Here is a 19,885-nt window from a genome sequence, read left to right as displayed (position 1 = left end):
GGAACTCTAAAAGTGGTCTGCCAATTTGGCACAGAATGGCTATACTGGCAATCCACTCAGCGCGCTAGAAAACTCCCAAATCTAGGAGTTGCTGATGGATACAGTTTATAGCGAAGGCCACGCGGTACATCACGCCAGCGGTGAGTTGATAAGCGGAGAGTTCAAGCCTGCGTTCGAAATGCCGCAGCGCGCGTACAACGTGATCGATGCCGTGCGTGAAGTCGGTCTCGGCGAAATCCGCGAACCGGAAAAGCACGGCAGCGCCCCCGCCACACGTGTCCACACCGAGCGTATGGTGCGTTTTCTGGAAACCGCATGGGATGAGTGGGTGGCAAAGCGTGGTGAAATCGACGCGTTCCCACTAATTTGGCCTTCGCGCAGCCTGCGTGACATTGAACCCAACGATATCGACGGAAAGCTGGGCTTTTACTGCGCCGACGCCGGTACGCCGATCACCGCTGGTACATGGCCCTGCGTTTCCGCCGGGGTCGACGTGGCTGTGACAGCTGCTGACATGGTTCTGAACGGCGCGGACTCGGCCTTTGCCGCAACGCGCCCGCCGGGACATCACGCCGGGAAAGAGATTTTCCTCGGGTATTGCTACCTGAACTTCACCGCAATCGCTGCGCAGCACATGATTGATGCGGGCAAGAAGAAAGTCGCGATCCTGGATGTCGATTACCATCACGGCAACGGCACGCAGGACATTTTCTATGACCGCGATGACGTGTTGTTTGTATCCTTGCACGCCGACCCAATGGAGGTCTTTCCGTTCTTCGCCGGACATGCTGACGAAACCGGCACCGGAGCAGGTGAAGGCTACAACGTAAACATGCCATTGCCGCTGGGTGCGACATGGGAAAGCCACTATGCCGAAGCACTTGATCGCGGGATTGAAGCTGTAAAGGACTTTGATCCGGATATTCTGATCGTTTCGCTGGGCGTTGATACCTATGAGCATGATCCGATCGGGCAAATCTGTCTGAAACGCGAAGATTATGCCCGGATTGGCGAAGCGCTGAAGGGCATCAACAAGCCCACGCTCTTCATGCTCGAAGGTGGCTACATGGTCGATCATGTCGGTGTGAACGTCGTCGATGTTCTCAAGGCATTTGACGCAGCAACCGTATGACATCCTGAATTTCGCGGAGAAATAGAATGGCCGAACAATCTGCACCGTCCGAGTTGATGCGTCTGAAACGCGCCCACAAGCGCGGCCACTATGATATGGACACGATCTATTCCGTGCTGGATGCGACCTTCATCTGTCACATTGGATATGTCGTTGACGACCAGCCGCTGGTTGTCCCAACAGCCTATATTCGCGAGGGGGATACCGTTTATATCCACGGGTCCAGCGCAAGCCGCATGCTGCGAGCTTTGGCGAACGGGGCGTCGATGGCGTTTACCGTGTCAATCGTTGATGCGCTGGTTCTGGCACGGTCCGGGTTTGAACACTCGATCAACTCGCGCAGTGTCATGGCCGTTGGCACCGGTTTCGAAGTCACCGATGCCGAGCACAAGTACAATCTGTTGGTCGAATTTGTGGACAAAGTGGCACCGGGCCGTGGCAAAGACGTGCGCGGCCCAAGCGAACAGGAAATGAAGGCGACCAAGGTGATTGGTCTGAAGCTCGATAACGCGTCGGCCAAGATTCATACGGATGCTGTGACCGATGAGCCCGAAGACCTGGACATTCCGGTCTGGGCCGGGGTCGTACCTATGGGTATGGACGCGCAGGCTCCGATCCGGGACAAAGATCTTTCGCCGGAAATCGAAGAGCCTTCGTATCTGAGCCTGTGCCCCATCCACAGAAATCGGACCTGATCGGTCCTAAGCTCGGCCACTAAAATTTGTCTCCGCCTGCCTAAGTCATTGAGTGTCGTATTACATACGCACAAAGCAGGCTGGCGGGGCGCACTATTGCCAGCCGCAACTATGATTGCAGGGTTTCTTGTAGTTTCCAACGCTGTATTGAAGCCGCGTTAGACCACGCCGAAACCGAAGCCCCCGCAGAGCACCTCATGCGTTTGCACCCGCTTGACCAAAACGTTCTCGATAATCGAGCGGGGAGACACCAAGCTCTCGCCGGAACGCGCGGCGCAGGTGATCGTCACCCGTGAAACCACATCGGTAGGCAACCGACTTGATCGAGATATCTGTGTCGGTCAGCAGCGACTTTGCGGCATCAATTCTCGCGCGTTCAACGTATTTGGCCGGAGTTAGTTGGACGGCCGCAGTGAAAAGGCGTGCAAATGTCCGGCTGCTCATGTTCATCATCTCGGCCAATCGATCGACCCGCAAATCGTCGGCAAGATGATCTCTGATCCAGCTTTGAAGTTCATCAAACTGGCCTTTCGCGTCTCGAGACTGTCGTGCCAATGGCTCGCTGAACTGCGACTGACCGCCGGGCCGCACCATGTACGAAACCAACGACTGGGCGATCTTCATCGCGGTGTTGCGGCCGAGATCCTCTGAGACCATCGCAAGGGCGAGATCAATACCAGAGGTGACGCCGGCAGATGTCCAAACGGCGCCGTCGCGAATGTAAATTGGGTCTTCCTCAACGTGGATGTCAGGATATTGCCGGGCCAGCGCGGCGCAGGAATCCCAATGCGTGACAGCACGCTTTCCCGACAGAACCCCCGCTTCGGCCAAAAGGAACGCACCGGAACAGATGGAGCCGACGCGCTCTGCGCATTCAGCGGTGTTACGCACCAGTTCGATGTATCCCGGACCATGGCCACCATGACGGGCACCATCACCGCCGACCACGAGGCAGGTGTTTATGGGCCCTGTGTGTTCCGACAGGGCAATGGTTTCGATACCAATAATCGCATCTGATGAAATCGTGCCCCCGTCCTGAGACGCCAGCGTGATTTCATAGGGCGGATTGTCCGGGTTGGTTTTGTTGGCATCCACAAAAACCTGCAACGGACCCGTCAGGTCCATCAGTTTTATCGGATCAGTCAGCAAGAATACGATAGATTGCGCCATTGGCAGAAAAAGACTGAACTATATCATTTCTGTCAAGAGGCATTTGGATAAACTGACGTCAGACCAACTCTCCTAACGGTCACCAGAGTGAAACTGAGTGGATGGATCATGAAAAATATCGCAATTTTGATTTTCGACGGGGTCGAAGAACTGGACGCTGTCGGGCCCTATGAAGTCTTCGGAACGGCTGCCACGCAAAAGGATGACGTCTGCAACGTCTACCTGGTCGGCGAAACAATGGACCCGGTGACCTGCATTCTCAACATGAAGCTTCCCCCGCACTACACCTTTGAAGATGCACCAAAGCCCGACATCCTGATTATTCCGGGTGGCCCGGGAACGCGCAAAGCGCAACACAATGAAAAGCTCATCGAGTGGGTGAACAAAACCGCCGAAGGCTGTGAGATGGTGGCGAGTGTCTGTTCAGGGGCCCGTATCACCCTGACATCCGGTATCGCCAAAGGTAAGCGGATCACGACGCATTGGGGCGTTGTCGAAGAACTGCGCGAACGTGGTGAAGCGGCAGAAGTTCTTGAAGATGTTCGGTTTGTCCGCGACGGAAACTACATCTCGTCGCAGGGTATTTCTGCGGGTATCGACATGTCGCTTTGGATTGTAGGCCAGATCTCTGACCCTGCTTATGCGCGTCTGGTTCAGCGCGAGATCCACTATGATCCCGCCCCGCCATATGCGTTTGATGTCTAAGCCGCAGGTTTAATGGCGAACTGACCAAAGGGGCCGGACTCAGTGTCCGGCCTTTATTCGACCGGATGCAGGCGCACGGCGGCTTTTCGCCTCAAAAACAGGAAGGAAACTGTGGGTCTCGCAGGATCCCAAAGGCATCCAAGGACATTGATGTCTCGGCCCTGATCGACGCCGGTCAAGCGCGCTTGCTGACACAATGCGCCCATCAGTGATTTCGCCCGGCAATTCGACCTAGCACAACGGCACTCAATAACCCGTTTCCGGAAAGATAGCCGCTGTCGCCGGTACCGGAAATACCTGCCGCCGCGCCGCCGCCTGCGAACAGGTTGGTGAATGCGGTACCGTCTTGTTTAAGAACGCGAGCCGATGAATCGACCCGCAAGCCGCCTTGGGTATGAAACAAAGCACCCGTGACGCGTACGCCCTTGTATGGCGGCGACAGTGAAGGCGGAGTGAAACGCCTGCCAAACTGATCCGATCCCTCGTCAGGTATTTCCTGCAGCGTTCGCTCCAGTGTCTCTGGGGGCAGGCCCAAACTGTTGGCAAGGGCACCGATCGTATTGCCGGTATGAATAGCCCCGGACGCCTCTGCGCGTTTGAAATCTTCGAACTGGCGCGCGATTGCGGCGATGCGTTCGTCAAAAATTGCGAATGCCGCGCCGCCGGGCTGCATAAGAACTGCGCGGGCCGCCTCGGAATAGCCTTGCGCCTCGTTCCAGAATCGGTGCCCGTCGCGGTTCACCTGCACTCCGCCCTCCGTGATCACAGCCCAGGTTATCAAGATGCCGTGTGGATGCGCGACATTGCCGTGACCTTGGTAAGCGCCCAGGTTTTGCAATTGCGCACCCAGCGTTTGACCCCAAACAACGGCCTCACCGCGGTTACCGCTGTGCCCAAACCAGAGCGCCCGTTCAATTTGCGGCATATGCTCGGCGACCAGGGCGCGATTGCCGCCAAATCCATTGCATGCGAGGATAAGGCGGTCGCAGGAAATTTTTTCGATACGCGAGTCCGGTCCGGTTACGGCTATGCCTCGGATTCGATCCTGATCCTTGTAGATCGTAGCTGCGCGGAGATTGCAGATAATGTCCAGTTCTTCCCGCTCACAAGCGCTGCGCAAGGCGTTGATCAACTCCTCACCGGACCGCGTCGGCAGCCCATGCATGCGACGGCGAGAGTGGCCGGGATAGTCGAAGTCCGTCACTAACGAAAAGGGCAGGGCGTGACGGTCGCCCAGCCAGTCGATGACCTCGGCAGCGTTGTTGGCCAATAGATCGACCAGCACCTGCTCGTTTTCATTTCCCGCCTTGGCCTGGATGTCGTTTGCAAAGCGGCCAGCGTCGTCAGAAATTCCGGCGGCCTTTTGTACTTTTGTACCAGCTGCCGGGATCAAACCTGCCGACAATGCTGTCGAGCCGCTGGGAACTGGATCAGCTTCGATAACCAGCACATCCTGCCCGGCCTCGGCAGCAGACAAGGCAGCAACCATACCGCACGCTCCTGCGCCGATAATCAATGTGCCGGTTTTTAGATCGAACTGATCAGGCAGGGACTCTTCAACCCTGGGTGTCATCATAGCGTGCCCCAGCCTGCAGCATCTCATCCGTTCCGATGACGTCGTTCAGCCCGGCAAAGTCGAACATGCTATTCGCAAAAGGCTTGTTTGAGCCGTTGGCAGCCAAGCTCTGGTAATACGCCTGTGCCGTCTTGGCCAAGGCCCGCACAATCCCGCCCGGGAAAATCACGATCGAATAGCCTTGCGACTCCAGATCGGTCGCATCAAGTATCGGTGTTGCGCCACCTTCGACCATGTTTGCCAACAAAGGAACCCGAGGTGCAAAACGATCCGCGATGCCGGCCAGTTGGTCACGGCTTTGCGGCGCTTCGAGGAAAAGAACGTCCGCCCCGGCTTCCAGATAGGCTTCGGCGCGGTCGGTTGCTGCGTTGAAGCCCTCAACAGCTATGGCGTCTGTTCGAGCGATAATCAGCGTGTCGTCTCTGACGCGCGCGTCGGCCATAGCCGCGATTTTTCCAGCCATTTCCTGCGCCGAAATCAACGATTTGTCAGACAGATGTCCACATCGTTTGGGATAGGTTTGATCTTCGATCTGCAATGCCGATGCACCGGCCCGCTCATAAAGCCGCATGGTGCGCTGGGCGTTCAGCGCGTTGCCAAAGCCAGTATCGGCGTCGATTATTACGGGCAGTGAGACCCGATCGGCGATAAGCGTCATCGTGTCCGCCATTTCAGACGCTGTGGAAAGCCCGATATCGGGGCGGCCCAATCGGGCGTAAGCGACCGCCGCCCCGCTGAGATAGAGCGCTTCAAAACCGGCGTCTTCGGCCAACGAGGCCGTCAAGCCATCGTAGACACCGGGCGCGACAAGAATTTCCTTTTTTGTCAGGCGGGATTTAAGGGTCATCCGGTTCCCTCCAGCCAATTCAACATCTGGGTGCAAGTGCGCTGGTGCGTAACTGTGCCCAGCGAAAGCAGCGTTGCGTCATGAACGTCTTGCCGGAACGCAGCGCATCCGTCTGTCAGCATCACGGTTTCGATATTGCGCAAATGTGCATCCCGCAGGGTTGAGGCGACACCCCCATTGGTCACGATCCCGCCGACAATCAGGTTTTCGATTCCCACGGCACGCATCAGAAATTCAAGGCGCGTTTGAAAAAAGGCTGAGTAGGCTACCTTTTCGATGACAAAATCGCAGGGCTGCAGCGCATCAACCAAACCGTGACCAAACCCGCCCGGTGCAAAATCACCTTTGGTCAGAAATGGCCTTAATTGCTTGAGGTGCGGTGCAATCAGGGGCTGTCCATCGCGGTCTGGAACTAGCGTGAATTGCGCTGAAAAATACCGCCCGCCAGCGGCTTGCAACTGGCGCGCCAATGGGGCGATGCGATCGGGAAGCGCCATAATGCTTTGGGCCGACTGGCCAGCTCGACCATATGCTCCGTCAGGGTGAATAAAGTCGTTTTGCAGGTCGATGGTCAGCAGTGCGGTCTTGCGGGGGTCCCAGGTCTCTGGATCGCTCATTCAGCCTACCTCCTGCAGCTCGATAATCGTGTTTCCAAAGCTGTCTACGCGTCCGTGAAAACCGGGTTCGATCAGAACGGTCGTGTCTGGCTGCGTCAGGATTGCCGGTCCATTGATGATGGTGCCGACCGGCAAAGACAGGCGGTCGTAAATGGCGGTATCGTGCCAGGCATGCCCAAAATGCACTTTCCGTGCTCCGACTGGTGTCGCGGCACCTTCAGTCTGCGGCGCCAGCGAGGAAAGGTCGAATTTTGGCCGCCTGCCGGTAACTGCGCTGCGCAGATTCAGAATCCGACGCACGCCGTTTCTTAACAACCTTCCATAGGTGGCATGATATGCTGCATCAAAGGCCTGTTCGATCTCGGCTTTGTCGGGTGCGCTGACTTTGCCGTCTGACAGTGTGACGACCAGCGGGACGGGCACAGTATGCGTTTGCCCCACGTAAGCCATGTCGAGTTCGAACGAAGTGTCTCTTGTGTCGAAGGTTGTTCGAGAAGCGTCCAGCAGGCCCATGCCCTGATCAACATGATCCTGCATGAACGCGCCAAGGGCACTTTCGTCCAGATGAGAGACCAGAGTGTTGATCGTCTGAACGAAATCCTGCCGCATATCGGCGATCACGCACCCCAGTGCCGAGGTCACACCGGGATAGCGTGGAACAATTGCGCGGGCGATTCCGACTTCGGCCAGCATCGCACCGGCATGCAAAGCGCCGCCGCCGCCAAACGGCATGAAAGCAAAACGTTTGGGGTCAAATCCGCGCTCGATACTGACAAGCCGAATTGCGCCTGCCATGCGGGAATTGGCAACGCGCAGGATGGCTTCGGCGGCCTCAAGTCGCGACAGGTTGAGCGGCTTGCCCACGTGGTTGTCAATCGCTTTTCCGGCGGCCTCGACGTCCAGACGATCCAGCTTGCCACCAATCGGGTTGTCCGGATCAATCCGACCAAGAACGACATTGGCATCCGTGACCGTGGGGCGATCATTGCCCAGCCCATAGGCGACTGGACCGGGGTTCGAACCGGCGCTTTCCGGGCCGATATTCAGCAACCCGCCTTTATCGACCCACGCAATCGAACCGCCCCCGGCACCTATGGTCGTTACCTCGATCATGGGGTTGCGCACAACCATGCCAAAGTCGATTGAGGTTTGTGCCGACAACATCGTCTGCCCGGCTGAGATCAGCGAGACATCAAAGCTTGTGCCGCCCATATCGCCGGTAATGACATTGTCGAAACCAGCGGATTGCGCGATGTAACCGGCCGCAATCACGCCCGCTGCGGGGCCCGAAAGCGCCGTTCGGACAGGCAGGCGACTAGCAGTGTTGACACCCATGACACCGCCATTGGATTGCACGATCATGAACTCACCATCAAACCCGCCAGAGCGCAGCGCGTTTTCCAAACGCGTCAAATAGCCCGAGACCTCGGGCTGCAGGTAAGCGTTCAGCGCGGTGGTCGAAAACCGCTCGAATTCTCGTATCTCCGGAAGAATTTCCGATGAAGCCGACACATGCGGATTGGGCCAGATGGCTCTTACTGCGGCCACGGCGGCGGCTTCGTTTTCCGGGTTGGCATAGGCGTTTGCAAACAAGATTGCCACGGCCTCGCATCCCTGTGCGCGCAGTTGCTCGGCAGCATTGCGCACCGCGTCCAGATCGACCGGCGTGCGAATGCTGCCGTCTGCAAGGGTACGTTCGGGAACCTCGAGCCTGTTGCGGCGGTCGACAACGGGCTCGAAATCACCGCGCAGGCCCCAGGTCCGTGGTCGGTCGCGGCGACGCATCTCCAAAACATCTCTCAGGCCTTGGGTGCAGATCACGCCTGTTTTTGCGCCCTTGCGCTCCAACAGGGCATTTGTCCCGGCTGTGGTGCCATGAACAACGACAGCAATCTCGGACAGATCGCGGACCTCGCGCCCAATTCCGTCAAGGAACCCGCCAGACTGATCCGGGCGCGTTGTTGGCACCTTGGCAACGGTTGCACGTCCATCCGCTTCGTTCAGAACAAAGACATCTGTGAACGTCCCGCCGACATCCACCCCGACCATGCGCCCAGTCATTGTGACACCTTTCGCCATGCGGTCCCGTAGGCCTGATCGGCGTGGTCTGCGCTGACAAGCCCACGCGCGACATCTGTCGCAATGGCCTCTGCAGCCCTGCTGCCTGCCGCGCCGTATCCGCCGCCGCCGGGTGTTTCCAGACGAACAGCCTGTCCTTGCTTCAACTTGATCCCTCGCATCTTTGACACCAAGGGCGGTGCCTTCCAGCCTTCGCTTTGCTCGTAGGTAAAGACGTTCATTGCCCCATCGCCGCCTTCGGCAACTCCTTTTGGTGAAAACTTGCCGCGTTCACCGAAAAGAAAGGCCTCGGCGCCGTTTTCTTCCAGGACTTCAATTTCGTAGACCGCGCCAAGCCCGCCGCGATGAGCACCCGCGCCTGCGCTGTCAGGGCGCAGCGCCCATTGCCGGAACATGACGGGATACGCCGCCTCGAGGATTTCCATAGGCGGAATTGTCGCTGTCGAGATCGGCGCATTACCGTGGTTCAACCCATCGCTTTCGATCGAGCCACCGTGTCCGCCGCCATAAAAGCTGAACATGACCCAAGGCTGCCCGTTCGCGCGTTTTCCGGCAATCGAAAGCGCGTTGATCGTGCCATAGGCATTGGCAACAACCCGATCCGGCGCGGCCTTGGCAAAGGCAGAAAAAACCACGTCGATCATGCGCAGAATCGTCTCGGTGTAACCACCTGTCGGGGCAGGAAACTCTGCGGACAAAAGACTGTCCTCGGGTACGATTACGTCGATAGGGCGCATCACGCCGGCATTTGCAGGTAGCGAAGGAAAGACGTGCTTGATCGCGACATAAGCCGTAGCGACGGTCGTCGGAAGGGCGATGTTTACGGGTCCTGCGCATTGCGCCGACGAGCCCGTGAAATCCAGAACCATCCGGTCCCCTTCGATTTCAAGCGCCAGATTTATGCGCAGCGGCGTATCGGTGATACCGTCGTTGTCGAGGAAATCCTCAGCCTCCCACCGGCCGTCCGGCAAGTCCTGCAATTCGGACCGCATGAGAACTTCGGCCCGGTTCCCCAGAGCCTCAAGCGCGGACGCGACGGTATCCGCGTCGTATTCGTCAAGCAGTTCGTCCATCCTGCGGACGCCCAGATCCAGTGCGCCCAGTTGCCCGTTCAGATCACCCATTGCCGATTGAGGCAGGCGTGTGTTTCGAAGCAGAATGTCGATGATGTCCTGATTGACTTCACCCTTGCGTGCCAGCTTGACAGGCGGCAGAACAAACGCTTCCTGAAAAACCTCGGTTGCGGCGGGGTTGTAATTTCCGGGAACGGCACCGCCGACGTCATGCCAGTGCCCAACCGATGCGAGATAGCAGAACAGCTTGCCATCGCGGAAATAGGGCCGCACCAGCCGCATGTCAGACAGATGTGTCCCGCCGATATGCGCATCGTTGAAAATATAGATGTCTCCATCTTCAAGATCGCCATCTGATGCGGCCTTCTCGATAACCGCTTTCACAGCAAAAGACATGACACCCACGAATATCGGCAGGCCGGACTTGCCTTGAACCAAGGTGTCGCCCGTCGTTGCGGAATACAGGCCATGGCTGGCGTCATGCGCCTCGGCAATGATTGGATTGAAAGCGGCCCGAAACAGGGTTGCGTCCATTTCGTCGGCGATCTGTTCCATACGGCCCGCCAGAACCGATAGGGTTATCGGGTCAATTTCGCTCATGCCTGTGCCTTTACTTCTGCAATGTCGTTCCAGACGTCCTGACGCGTTATAAGGTTGTCTTCGACTTCGAAGCTGTCGATGAACCGGATGCCTTCGAAAGGGGTGCCATCCAACCACTCACCGGACAGTGTTCCGCGGCAATAAACGATCGCTGCGTTGCCATCACTTTGCAGCGCGTCAAACCCAACATATGTTTTTGCAATTTTGCGATAGCGGATTGCGGCCCATGCCATCAGGTCTGCAAGATCTCGCATCGGCGGTGCCCCGGGGAACTGCATGACAAAGTCTGGGGCAAGCCTGAGGCCCGCGTTTTCAAATGCTCGCTCACCCATTTCGGACAGGAACGCACGCACGATCAGCTCCGGGTCTTGCTTCGCCCGGGCAAGTTGTTTCGGCTCGCCACCGCGAAAGAAATTCTGTTCGGGGGTGTCGTGGATGAGAACGGTGACCGCGTCCGGTTCCGCAGGTATCACGAATCGTACTGCCCGAGTCAAAAACGCGCCAAGCCGCTGTTTTTCTTGCACATCGTAACCTTCCATCACATGCAATTCGACAATCGGCACGTCGCGGCTCCTCTCTTTTAATGTATTAAACGTAATACAGATTAACAGAAAAAGATAAGACTAATTTTCTCAGCAAGGTAATACTAAAGCTTGATTTTCCAAGGGGCCGTTTTACGATCAGTGGTGTCTCAAACGGGGAATCACAGGGTGAACAAGATCAGCGCGGCCAATCTTCCGGACGGAACCAAGGCGCAGCGCGTCTATCTGTCTTTGCATGATCAGATCACCGAGGGGCAGCTTTCAGCCGGGGACACTCTACCGGGCGAACAGCGGTTGGCCGAGAAGTTCGGAGTGTCTCGTGTAACCATCCGGCGCGCGCTGGAGGCGCTGTCGAACAATGGTTTGATCGAACGGCAGGCAGGCAGCGGCACAAAGGTCTCGGGCCAATCCGCGCTTGCGGTGCCCGCTGCGATGAATTTCAACACGTTGATGCCGCAGCTTGTCGAAATGGGGCAAAGCACCACCGCGCGGCTATTGTCGTTTTCTTATGGAAAGGCCCCCGATGCTGTTTCCGCGGCCATGGGGCTGCCTGTCGACCATCAGGTGCAGATCGCCACGCGCGTACGTCTGACCGGTGACGTTCCGTTTTCACATCTGACAACTTACGTGCCCGCGTCGATCGCGCGGAACTATTCGGAAAGCGACCTTGCCACCACGCCACTGTTCAAGCTTTTGGAACGGGGTGGGGTACAAATCGAAGAAGCGCATCAAACAGTGTCTGCAACTCTGGCTGGCCCCGACGTGGCCGAGGCCTTGGGCGTCGCTGTCGGATCAGCCTTGTTGTCTCTGAAGCGGATCGTTCGCGATGTCGAAGGCAACGGGGTCGAGTATCTTTCGGGCCTGTACCGGCCAGACATGTTCCGCCTCGAAATGCCTTTGGCGCGCGTTGGGACCGGCTCGGCTCGTCATTGGGAACCCGCCATCGGACGCAGCGAAGAGGGCGGGGAATGAGCCCACCGCGCACCATGCTCGACAAGCTCTGGGCCTCGCATGAGGTTCTGACGCGTGAGGATGGTGTATCGCTGCTGTGGGTCGACAGGCACCTGGTGCACGAAGGATCGCATCATGCCTTCGCAAAATTGTCAGAGCGCGACTTACCCGTGGCCGAACCCGGCCTGACCTTCGCGGTTGTCGACCATTATGCGCCAACCCGGAACCGATCTCGGATCGCCGACCCGAATATTGCCGGAATGATCGAGACATTGCGGGGGAATGCAGCGCGTCACAACCTTCGTATCTTCGATCTGGACGACCCGGCGCAAGGCATAGTGCATGTCATCGGTCCAGAGCTTGGCCTGACGCTGCCGGGGCTTTTGATAACCTGTGGTGACAGCCACACTTCGACACATGGTGCGTTTGGCGCGCTGGCTTTCGGGATCGGGGCGACCGAGGTCGCGCATGTGCTGGCGACCCAGACGATCTGGCAGCGAAAGCCAAAGTCGATGCGGATCAATATCGATGGCAGTCTTGGAGCAGGGGTGACGGCCAAAGACATCGCGCTGAACTGGATCGCGCGATTGGGAACCGGCGGTGCACAAGGTCATGCGGTTGAATACGCGGGACAAGCAGTTCGGGATCTGACGATGGAAGGGCGCATGACCTTGTGCAACCTTTCAATCGAAGGCGGTGCCCGGTTTGGCATGGTGGCCCCGGACGAGGTTACTTTTGCCTATCTCAACGGAAGGGAATACGCGCCTATGGGCCAAGACAACGATACGGCCCAAAAGACGTGGCGGGGCCTCGCCACGGATCAGGGTGCCGTTTTCGACCGTGAGGTGACCTTCATCGCCGCTGATATCGCGCCAACAGTCACCTGGGGCACCAGCCCGGAGCAGGCTTTGCCCGTCACGGCAAAAATCCCAGTCCCGGACCAAGCTGACCCTGCCAAGAAGCATTCGACGCGCGAAGCACTGGATTATATGGGTCTGAGGCCGGGGCGACCGTTGGCTGGAATTCCCGTAGATCAGGTCTTTATCGGCTCGTGCACAAATGGCCGCATCGAGGATCTCAGAGAGGCGGCGTTGGTTCTGAGCGGGCGCAGAGCGTGCGTGCCCGGCCTGATCTCTCCGGGTTCGGCGCGGGTCAAGGCGCAGGCCGAAGCCGAGGGGCTGGACAGGATCTTCAAGGATGCTGGTTTGGAGTGGGCTGCATCCGGATGCTCAATGTGTGTTGGTATGAATGGTGACGTGGTGGGCGAAGGCAAGCGTTGTGCGTCTTCGACGAACCGGAACTTCCGCGGCCGACAGGGACGTGGGGCACGCACGCATTTGATGTCGCCAGCCATGGTTGCGGCCGCGGCGGTGACAGGCGCCATCACGGATGTGCGGTCGCTATTAAAGGGCAGGGCGGCGTGATGGCCGGATGGACCCAGCACAGGGGTCAGGCGCTTGTCCTGGCGATTGATAACATCGACACGGATCAACTGATCCCGGCGCGCTTCATGTCCGTTCCGCGCAGCCAAGGCTATGGTCGCTATCTTTTGCACGACATGCGGCGGGACGAGAGCGAAAAACTTACCGCGGATTTCCCTCTGAACCGGCATGAAGGCGTCAGCATTTTGATCACTGGGCAGAATTTCGGAAGCGGGTCGTCGCGCGAGGCCGCGGTTTATGCACTTGTGGACGCCGGTTTTCGAGCGGTCATCGCGCCGAGTTTCGGGGACATCTTCGCCAACAATGCGATCAATAATGGCCTGCTGCCTGCGCAGATTAATGAATCAATGATTTCGCAGATGAAGGAGGTATTGAAAGGTGTCTCGGGAGAACTTTCCATTGATCTCACAAGGAACCAACTGAAACTCGGTGACATCACGACCACCTTTGAGCTGGATAAAGGATGGCGCGTCAAACTGATCAACGGCTGGGACGACATAGATCTAACCCAACAACACAAACGAACAATCGGCGCCCACAGGAACCTGCGCAATCAGTCTACCCCCTGGGCGTGGCCAACAGGTCCCGATTGACCGACGTCGCGTGAAGACGGCGCAAGACAGGCAAAAATGCCATGAAAAACATGGGGCGATCTCAACAAAATGCCCCCGAAACAAGTGGAGGAAAAACTATGAAAATGAATTCATTGGCTGGCCTGTTGGCAGGGGCCGTACTGGTTGCCGGAACGGCCAAAGCCGAAGAAACCATCTCGGCCGTGCATGCCTTCCCCGAAACCCTGATCTACACTCAGAGCTTTCTTGATTTCGTCGACAAGGTGAACGAGGCGGGCAAAGGTGTCATCCAGATTGACGTGCGCGGCGGACCCGAGGCCATTGGTATGTTTCAACAGCCAGACGCCGTGCGAGACGGGATTGTCGACATGGTCTACACGCCCGGTTCGTTCTATGGCGGCGCGCTGCCCGAAAAGGATGCGATGGTCGCATCAAACCTGACCGCGATCGAGACCCGCGCCAATGGTGGCACAGAGTTGATCGACCAGATCCATCAGGAAAAGATGGGGCTGAAATACCTCGGCTGGTTCGACAGTGGCGTCTGCTATAACCTTTGGACCCGTGACGAGCCCAGTTTCGATGCTGACGGCAATCTTGAGGTCGAAGGCCTGAAGCTGCGCGGTAACAACGTCTACAACGCTTTCTTTACGAACTATCTTGGCGCGCAGGTGATCGATCTGCCGACGGGCGAGGTGTACTCGGCCCTGCAGCGAGGTGTTGTGGACGCGACAGGGTGGACCCAGATCGGTCTGATCGACCTGAAATGGAACGAGTTTCTGAACTACCGCATCGAGCCTTGCTTCTTCTCGACCGACCTGGGCGTAATCGTCAATCTGGAGCGCTGGAATTCACTGTCTGACGAGGCTCGTACGATCCTGCAGGATGTGGCGATTCAGCACGAGAAAGACAGTGTCGAAGCGCTGCGCAGCAAGCGGGACGAAGATTTCGCGGCGTTGGATGCGGCTGGAATGACGGTTGTCAGCCTCGAAGGGGACGCCAAGGCGAATTACCTGGCCGCCGCGCGTGAAAAGACGTGGGAACGGATGAATGGCCTCATGGCGGAACAGCCCGGAGGAACAGGGAATTATGACCGTCTGATCGAACTGTTCTACGATCTCGACGCTGCAAACTAGGTCTGGCGGCAGGCCCGCGCGCATTTGCCGGGCCTGTCAAATTCTTGGGGCAGAACAGGCTGGATGATGAAAAAGGTCTACGACGCAGTACTGTTTGGTATGGCCATCATCGCGGGTCTGCTTCTGGTCTGGTTGATGTTGTCCGTCATCACGTCGGTCCTGATGCGAAACGCTGGGCTCCAGCCCTTTGCATGGCTTTTCACATCCGCTGAATACGGTCTTTTGTACATGACAATGCTTGGCGCGCCGTGGTTGGTGCGGGAGAAAGGGCATGTACATATCGAACTTGTAACTGCTGCACTGCCTTTGCACCTGCGCCGCATTGTCAGCCGTGCGGTCGCGGCTGCCTGCGTCGTTGTCTGCTTGATCCTTGCATGGCAGGGGGCTGATCTGGTCCTGACCAATGTCGAGCGCGGAGATTTTGATACCCGCGCCTACTACTTTCCCCGCTGGATGCTGACGATCTCCTTCCCGCTTTCATTCGGGCTTATGGCGATTGAGTTCTCGCGATTTGTTTTTGGGGCCGAACTGATGCACAGCGGCGAAGCCGGGATTCACGAATAATGGAGTGGTACGAGGCTCTGGCTCTGTTGTTGGGATCAATCGTGTTCCTGATGGCCATTGGCATGCCTGTCGCTTTGGCGTTTCTGGCCGCCAATATCGTTGGGGCCTGGGTGTTCATGGGCGGGGAACGGGGCGTCACGCAACTGCTCAACAACGGGCTTGGGGCATTGACGAAATATGCCCTGATGCCGATCCCCCTTTTCTTGTTGATGGGCGAGATTTTCTTTCATACCGGACTGGGCGGGCGCATGTTCAGTGCGATCGACAAACTGCTCGGCCGATTGCCGGGGCGGTTGAGCTATGTGACCGTTTTGGGCGGCACTGCGTTTTCCACCCTGTCCGGTTCTTCGATGGGCTCAACAGCCCTGTTGGGATCGCTCATGGTGCCCGAAATGAACAGGCGTGGTTACAAGTCGCATATGAGCATCGGGCCCATTCTGGGCACAGGTGGTCTGGCAATCATAATCCCGCCTTCAGCTCTTGCGGTTCTTCTGGCGACACTTGCGCAGATCGACGTTGCGGCGCTGCTTATTGCAGGGGTCATCCCCGGACTGATTCTGGCTGCGTTTTACATTGGGACCATATGGTTGCAGACCCGGATAGACCCAGATGCGGCCCCCGCCTATGACGTTGCGCCGATGTCTCTGGGATACCGCCTTAAGTTGCTCATGACCGAGGTCGTCCCGATGGTCGGCGTCATGGTGGTAATTATCGTTCTGATGATTCAGGGCTTTGTGACCCCATCCGAAGCGGCGGCTTTCGGCGCGTTGGGTGTTTTGGTCCTTGCGGCGCTGTTCCGTTGTTTGACGTGGGAGGCGATCAAAAAGTCGGTAACAGGCGCTTTGAAGGTCACTCTAATGGCCTACCTGATCGTTTTTGGCTCGGCCACGTTCAGTCAGCTATTGGCGTTTTCAGGTGCGTCCCGAGGATTGGTGAACTGGGCCATTGCATTCGAACTGGCCCCGCTGGCAATGCTTTCGGTTATGTTCGCGGTACTCCTCTTGCTGGGCATGTTCATGGAGCAGATATCGATCATGCTGCTGACCGTGCCGATCTTTTTTCCCCTGGCGCAGACCCTTGGGTTTGACCCGATCTGGTTCGGACTGATCATGCTGCTTTCGCTTGAAATCAGCTTTACAACGCCGCCCTTCGGGCTGTTGCTTTTTGTAATGAAAGGCGTCGCGCCGCCGGGCACGACGATGCGTGAAATCTACACGTCCGCCTTCCCGTTTATCTTCTGCTCACTTTTGCTGGTCGTTCTACTGATCGCGTTCCCCGGGTTGGCACTGTTTTTGCCATCCTTGTGATACGTATGCCCATACCTTTAGTGGTCACTTTCCGAAGTGCTGAATCCGTTGCTGCGCGGTCGCTCTGTTGTTAGCTCGGGATATGGCGCCCTGACTTAATCCCCAACACACCGACTTCAAAGCTCATGCCATTTGAAATCAAGCCGGTCGTGGAAGTTTCGCTGCCAGATTGGTCGTATGTCGTCGTGGGTTGCGACCTGAGTGGTGATCCAAGTGCACTTTGGCAGGTCGGGTTTTTGGTTGTGCCACGCGTAGAGCATGGCCAGAAAAATGTCACAAGCCGACAGTCGGTCACCTAAGAGATATTTATGGTCAGCGGTTTCTGTTTCGATGCATTTGAAGGCGGCGTGAACCTTATCACTCGCCGCCTTGCGAATGGCCGCTGTCATTTGCGCTTCGACCTCGGTGCGCGTGCCATCGGTGCTGTCCGGCGCGTTGGGCGCACCGTCAAAGTACCGATGGGTGTAGCTTTTTCGAAGGATGCCTTCATACGCGTTGACCGCAAGAAAAACGGACCACCGCAAAAACAATGGGTGGTTGTCGATCCAAAGTGTTGGGCCATGCTTCAGGGCGGGTTCGGCATAGGATAAATGGGCGAGGATGGCAGCGGTTTCCGTCAACCTCGTTCCGTCTTTCAGTTCCAATACCGGCACCTGACCCCAGGAACTCAGCCCGTCCAACTGTGGTCCAAGCGGTTGATTTGGCGTGGATTCTATCGGCTCATAGGCAAAGTCGATGTTTGCCGCGGCAAGCGTTGCCTCGATGACAAAACCACCGGACCCCAGGCGGTTGTGCAGTCTATACTTCATCGTCTGTCGCGCCTTTGCTTAGTCCAATGCTACCTTAATGCCGGCTCAGGTTTGCGGTTCAGCCTCCCGGTCTCGTTACGATCAAACCGGAAGAGCCAGCTTCTCGCGCGAAACCTTTGTTGACCACGGGTTGCCGCTGATCAAATCAGCCGCAATGCGACCCCATTCGTCCGAACCTTTTGCGCCCTTGCCACAGCCGCCGACGGCAACGGCGATACGGTCGTCCTGGGCAAAGTCGATAATCGGCAGATCACTGCGTGTTTGGGTAACTGCGCAGGTGTCGGTCAGCCATACATGGCAGTGGTTGAGGATGGGAAACAGCTCTTTCAGCCGCGCCGTGAACTCTTGTCGATCTACGTCCGCGCCGTCACCTTTGAACCAGGATTGCAGTTCGTTCAGTGACGTAAAGCGGGGATCCGTTGGCCTTCCAACACCGATCTTGAGGTAGGAATGGCCGTCGGGATATCGGATGGGCGGCAGAATGTAGGCACCAACCTTTGTGTCGATCATCGTCGGCATGTCGCTAAGTGTTTGGCTCGCCTCGCCTTCGATCCGGACCAATACTGTGGTTCGCCCAAAAACCGTGAGGCCGAGATCTTTGGGGCTGAGACCACAAGCCGCGGTGAATGCACCCGTCGCGATCAGTGCTTTTTCGGCCTGCACGACCGAACCATCCCACAGTTCGACCTCAACGCCTTTGGGAACGGTTCGAACCGCTCTCGCCGCTTGGCGGATACAGGTTGCACCGGCTTTTTCGGCAAGATGGGTCTGCGCTTGAACCATACGTCTTGGGCTAATGAATCCAGCCCCCCCGGTTTCGACCAACCCATCCACGTCGTCGGTCACCGAAAGATACGGATACCGCGCCCGAATTGCAGCGGCATCAAGATGCTCAATCTCGGCACCGTTGGCCTTACCGGTTTCCGCGCAGCGCGCGTTATAATCGGATTCGGGGACACCGAGCCCGAGGTATCCGACAGGGGCGTAGAACGTGATTCCGCTGCGGTCTTCAAGATCGCGATAGCGCCGGATGGAGTGACCCGCCGTGATCGACCATTCCGGTGTTGGATCGACGTACCGCGTCATTCGGCCTTCGTCGTAATGGCTGGCAAATACCCCGGTGTGCATATCCTGATCATCGGGCTCGTCCGGCCCGATACAGGCTATTCCGTCTTGATGTTCGGCAAGATGGCGGGCCGCGGCGCTCCCGATCAGGCCCCGGCCAATAACTACAATTCGATGCATTGGTTTCCTAAATTCAGCTTTGTTTTGTTTTCGGCTCGATTGGTGCAGATCCCCTCAGACCTCTGCTCGACGCATGACGGCATCAGGTTGCAGAAATGTCAGAAATTGAGGTGCTTGCAAGTCTTTCAACAAGACTGCGCTCAATTTCTTCCAAGACAACCGTGACCTTGTCATGCAGCGCTTGTTCGACGGAACACGACAACGCCTGACCGCTGTTTTTCTGCGCGATCATTTGTTCGTCCAACGCCAGATAAACATCGGCCAACGTAATGTCCTGAGGGCTTTTGGCCAGCCACCATCCACCGGCGTGGCCTTTCTCTGACAGCAGCAGGCCCGCTTGCTTCAACCGGCCCAAAACGCGACGCACTACGACGGGATTTGTGCCCGAGTGCTGTGCAATTTGAGCCGAGGTTCGCACGCGTTCCGGTTCGCCGGCCATGTGACCCAGGGTATGCAGTGCGAGGGCCAAGCGGCTATTGGGTTTCACGATCCGGCTCCTTTTTGCATTTCATGTATCTTTGTGTGTTGCGTATTTCTAGTAACCTTTGTAGTTGCGTGACGTCTGAGGGAGATTTTGGCGATTTCGCATGTCTGCGCGGTACTATCGCAGTTTCGGTAAAGCAAGCCTTCGCGGTGAAAGCCGGTTGAAGGGCGCGATACCAGAAATCTGTTCGTCGCCCGCACTGCACTGCAAACCCCTCTCGCAGGCAAACATTTCAGGTTCACGGGTGTCCGCAAGACCGGTTCGGTCCGAAATCTCGGGATTGAGAAGGCGCTTGAGTGGAGCACCAACAAAACTGTCAGGCAGAATCGCGCACCTTCGCCG

19 protein-coding genes are annotated in these 19,885 nt (G+C 57.3%); 9 read left to right on the top strand and 10 right to left on the bottom strand.

The annotated features are described in order from the left end of the window. Nucleotides 1-94 precede the first annotated feature (94 nt). Together RA28_RS09570 and RA28_RS09565 are read left to right on the top strand one after the other, a co-directional pair. Nucleotides 95-1,132 carry a histone deacetylase family protein gene (locus RA28_RS09570; protein WP_039527231.1) on the top strand — a complete coding sequence of 346 codons (1,038 nt, stop codon included), beginning with the start codon at nt 95-97 and terminating at the stop codon, nt 1,130-1,132. A 26-nt stretch (nt 1,133-1,158) separates the two neighbouring features. Continuing rightward, nucleotides 1,159-1,827 carry a pyridoxamine 5'-phosphate oxidase family protein gene (locus tag RA28_RS09565; protein ID WP_039527228.1) on the top strand — a complete coding sequence of 223 codons (669 nt, stop codon included), beginning with the start codon at nt 1,159-1,161 and terminating at the stop codon, nt 1,825-1,827. Nucleotides 1,828-2,022: 195 nt separating this feature from the next. Here RA28_RS09565 and RA28_RS09560 read toward each other — a convergent pair whose 3' ends face one another. Further along, complete coding sequence (locus RA28_RS09560; RefSeq protein ID WP_039527225.1) at nt 2,023-2,997, bottom strand: GlxA family transcriptional regulator; 975 nt, start codon at nt 2,995-2,997, stop codon at nt 2,023-2,025. 108 nt (nt 2,998-3,105) lie between these two features. Between RA28_RS09560 and RA28_RS09555 the strand changes: the two genes are divergently transcribed. After that, a complete protein-coding gene (locus tag RA28_RS09555) occupies nt 3,106-3,702 on the top strand; it encodes a DJ-1/PfpI family protein (RefSeq protein WP_039527222.1) in 597 nt (198 codons plus the stop codon). 205 nt (nt 3,703-3,907) lie between these two features. Here the strand turns inward: RA28_RS09555 and RA28_RS09550 are convergent, their stop codons facing one another. From RA28_RS09550 to RA28_RS09525, 6 genes are read right to left on the bottom strand one after another with little or no spacing between them, the layout of a single operon-like run. Then, on the bottom strand, nt 3,908-5,275 hold the full coding sequence (locus RA28_RS09550) for an FAD-dependent oxidoreductase (RefSeq protein WP_152612060.1): 1,368 nt from the start codon (nt 5,273-5,275) through the stop codon (nt 3,908-3,910). After that, the gene (locus RA28_RS09545; protein ID WP_039527215.1) at nt 5,259-6,125 is read right to left on the bottom strand and encodes an isocitrate lyase/PEP mutase family protein; all 867 of its coding nucleotides are present in this window, start codon (nt 6,123-6,125) and stop codon (nt 5,259-5,261) included. The genes RA28_RS09550 and RA28_RS09545 overlap by 17 nt, the downstream gene beginning before the upstream one ends. Further along, entirely contained in the window at nt 6,122-6,742 is a 621-nt protein-coding gene (locus RA28_RS09540) for a cysteine hydrolase family protein (RefSeq protein WP_039527212.1), read from the bottom strand. The genes RA28_RS09545 and RA28_RS09540 overlap by 4 nt, the downstream gene beginning before the upstream one ends. Beyond that, a complete protein-coding gene (locus RA28_RS09535) occupies nt 6,743-8,803 on the bottom strand; it encodes a hydantoinase/oxoprolinase family protein (protein WP_193747379.1) in 2,061 nt (686 codons plus the stop codon). Further along, a complete protein-coding gene (locus RA28_RS09530) occupies nt 8,800-10,494 on the bottom strand; it encodes a hydantoinase B/oxoprolinase family protein (protein ID WP_039527206.1) in 1,695 nt (564 codons plus the stop codon). The genes RA28_RS09535 and RA28_RS09530 overlap by 4 nt, the downstream gene beginning before the upstream one ends. Then, nucleotides 10,491-11,057 carry a tautomerase family protein gene (locus tag RA28_RS09525; protein WP_039527202.1) on the bottom strand — a complete coding sequence of 189 codons (567 nt, stop codon included), beginning with the start codon at nt 11,055-11,057 and terminating at the stop codon, nt 10,491-10,493. Before RA28_RS09525 ends, RA28_RS09530 begins: the two co-directional genes overlap by 4 nt. 147 nt (nt 11,058-11,204) lie before the next feature. Here RA28_RS09525 and RA28_RS09520 point away from each other — a divergent pair, with 147 nt between their 5' ends. The 6 genes from RA28_RS09520 (at nt 11,205) to RA28_RS09495 (ending at nt 17,005) form a co-directional block, all read left to right on the top strand. After that, on the top strand, nt 11,205-12,008 hold the full coding sequence (locus RA28_RS09520; protein ID WP_039527199.1) for a GntR family transcriptional regulator: 804 nt from the start codon (nt 11,205-11,207) through the stop codon (nt 12,006-12,008). Continuing rightward, nucleotides 12,005-13,411, top strand: coding sequence for a 3-isopropylmalate dehydratase large subunit (leuC, locus tag RA28_RS09515; RefSeq protein WP_039527196.1), 1,407 nt, complete (start codon nt 12,005-12,007; stop codon nt 13,409-13,411). The genes RA28_RS09520 and leuC overlap by 4 nt, the downstream gene beginning before the upstream one ends. Further along, nucleotides 13,411-14,022: a 3-isopropylmalate dehydratase small subunit gene (gene leuD / locus RA28_RS09510; protein WP_039527192.1), complete on the top strand. Its 612-nt coding sequence runs from the start codon at nt 13,411-13,413 to the stop codon at nt 14,020-14,022. The genes leuC and leuD overlap by 1 nt, the downstream gene beginning before the upstream one ends. Nucleotides 14,023-14,120: 98 nt before the next feature. Beyond that, nucleotides 14,121-15,134 (top strand): TRAP transporter substrate-binding protein DctP, encoded by a 1,014-nt coding sequence (dctP, locus tag RA28_RS09505; RefSeq protein WP_039527189.1) that lies wholly within the window; start codon nt 14,121-14,123, stop codon nt 15,132-15,134. Nucleotides 15,135-15,197: 63 nt separating this feature from the next. Beyond that, nucleotides 15,198-15,698 carry a TRAP transporter small permease gene (locus tag RA28_RS09500; RefSeq protein WP_052261391.1) on the top strand — a complete coding sequence of 167 codons (501 nt, stop codon included), beginning with the start codon at nt 15,198-15,200 and terminating at the stop codon, nt 15,696-15,698. Then, nucleotides 15,698-17,005, top strand: a complete 1,308-nt coding sequence (locus tag RA28_RS09495; protein ID WP_039527186.1) for a TRAP transporter large permease — start codon at nt 15,698-15,700, stop codon at nt 17,003-17,005. Before RA28_RS09500 ends, RA28_RS09495 begins: the two co-directional genes overlap by 1 nt. 116 nt (nt 17,006-17,121) lie before the next feature. Here the strand turns inward: RA28_RS09495 and RA28_RS09490 are convergent, their stop codons facing one another. From RA28_RS09490 to RA28_RS09480, 3 genes are all read right to left on the bottom strand, one after another. Then, nucleotides 17,122-17,814, bottom strand: a complete 693-nt coding sequence (locus RA28_RS09490) for a glutathione S-transferase family protein (protein ID WP_039527183.1) — start codon at nt 17,812-17,814, stop codon at nt 17,122-17,124. An 81-nt stretch (nt 17,815-17,895) separates the two neighbouring features. Next, nucleotides 17,896-19,059, bottom strand: coding sequence for an NAD(P)/FAD-dependent oxidoreductase (locus RA28_RS09485; RefSeq protein WP_052261390.1), 1,164 nt, complete (start codon nt 19,057-19,059; stop codon nt 17,896-17,898). 82 nt (nt 19,060-19,141) lie between these two features. Continuing rightward, the gene (locus tag RA28_RS09480; RefSeq protein ID WP_039527180.1) at nt 19,142-19,546 is read right to left on the bottom strand and encodes an RrF2 family transcriptional regulator; all 405 of its coding nucleotides are present in this window, start codon (nt 19,544-19,546) and stop codon (nt 19,142-19,144) included. Nucleotides 19,547-19,885 lie beyond the last annotated feature (339 nt).

The sequence above is a fragment of the Ruegeria sp. ANG-S4 genome (assembly GCF_000814005.1).
In the GTDB taxonomy this organism is placed as follows: Bacteria; Pseudomonadota; Alphaproteobacteria; order Rhodobacterales; family Rhodobacteraceae; genus Ruegeria.
Note: the sequence above shows the minus strand (reverse complement) of the source record. Positions and strands in the feature narration are given on the sequence as shown.

Coding starts and splice junctions, on each gene's coding strand:
- RA28_RS09570 (WP_039527231.1), top strand. CDS start 95: ATGGATACAGTTTATAGCGAAGGCCACGCGGTACATCACGCCAGCGGT.
- RA28_RS09565 (WP_039527228.1), top strand. CDS start 1,159: ATGGCCGAACAATCTGCACCGTCCGAGTTGATGCGTCTGAAACGCGCC.
- RA28_RS09560 (WP_039527225.1), bottom strand. CDS start 2,997: ATGGCGCAATCTATCGTATTCTTGCTGACTGATCCGATAAAACTGATG.
- RA28_RS09555 (WP_039527222.1), top strand. CDS start 3,106: ATGAAAAATATCGCAATTTTGATTTTCGACGGGGTCGAAGAACTGGAC.
- RA28_RS09550 (WP_152612060.1), bottom strand. CDS start 5,275: ATGACACCCAGGGTTGAAGAGTCCCTGCCTGATCAGTTCGATCTAAAA.
- RA28_RS09545 (WP_039527215.1), bottom strand. CDS start 6,125: ATGACCCTTAAATCCCGCCTGACAAAAAAGGAAATTCTTGTCGCGCCC.
- RA28_RS09540 (WP_039527212.1), bottom strand. CDS start 6,742: ATGAGCGATCCAGAGACCTGGGACCCCCGCAAGACCGCACTGCTGACC.
- RA28_RS09535 (WP_193747379.1), bottom strand. CDS start 8,803: ATGACTGGGCGCATGGTCGGGGTGGATGTCGGCGGGACGTTCACAGAT.
- RA28_RS09530 (WP_039527206.1), bottom strand. CDS start 10,494: ATGAGCGAAATTGACCCGATAACCCTATCGGTTCTGGCGGGCCGTATG.
- leuC (WP_039527196.1), top strand. CDS start 12,005: ATGAGCCCACCGCGCACCATGCTCGACAAGCTCTGGGCCTCGCATGAG.
- leuD (WP_039527192.1), top strand. CDS start 13,411: ATGGCCGGATGGACCCAGCACAGGGGTCAGGCGCTTGTCCTGGCGATT.
- dctP (WP_039527189.1), top strand. CDS start 14,121: ATGAAAATGAATTCATTGGCTGGCCTGTTGGCAGGGGCCGTACTGGTT.
- RA28_RS09500 (WP_052261391.1), top strand. CDS start 15,198: ATGATGAAAAAGGTCTACGACGCAGTACTGTTTGGTATGGCCATCATC.
- RA28_RS09495 (WP_039527186.1), top strand. CDS start 15,698: ATGGAGTGGTACGAGGCTCTGGCTCTGTTGTTGGGATCAATCGTGTTC.
- RA28_RS09490 (WP_039527183.1), bottom strand. CDS start 17,814: ATGAAGTATAGACTGCACAACCGCCTGGGGTCCGGTGGTTTTGTCATC.
- RA28_RS09485 (WP_052261390.1), bottom strand. CDS start 19,059: ATGCATCGAATTGTAGTTATTGGCCGGGGCCTGATCGGGAGCGCCGCG.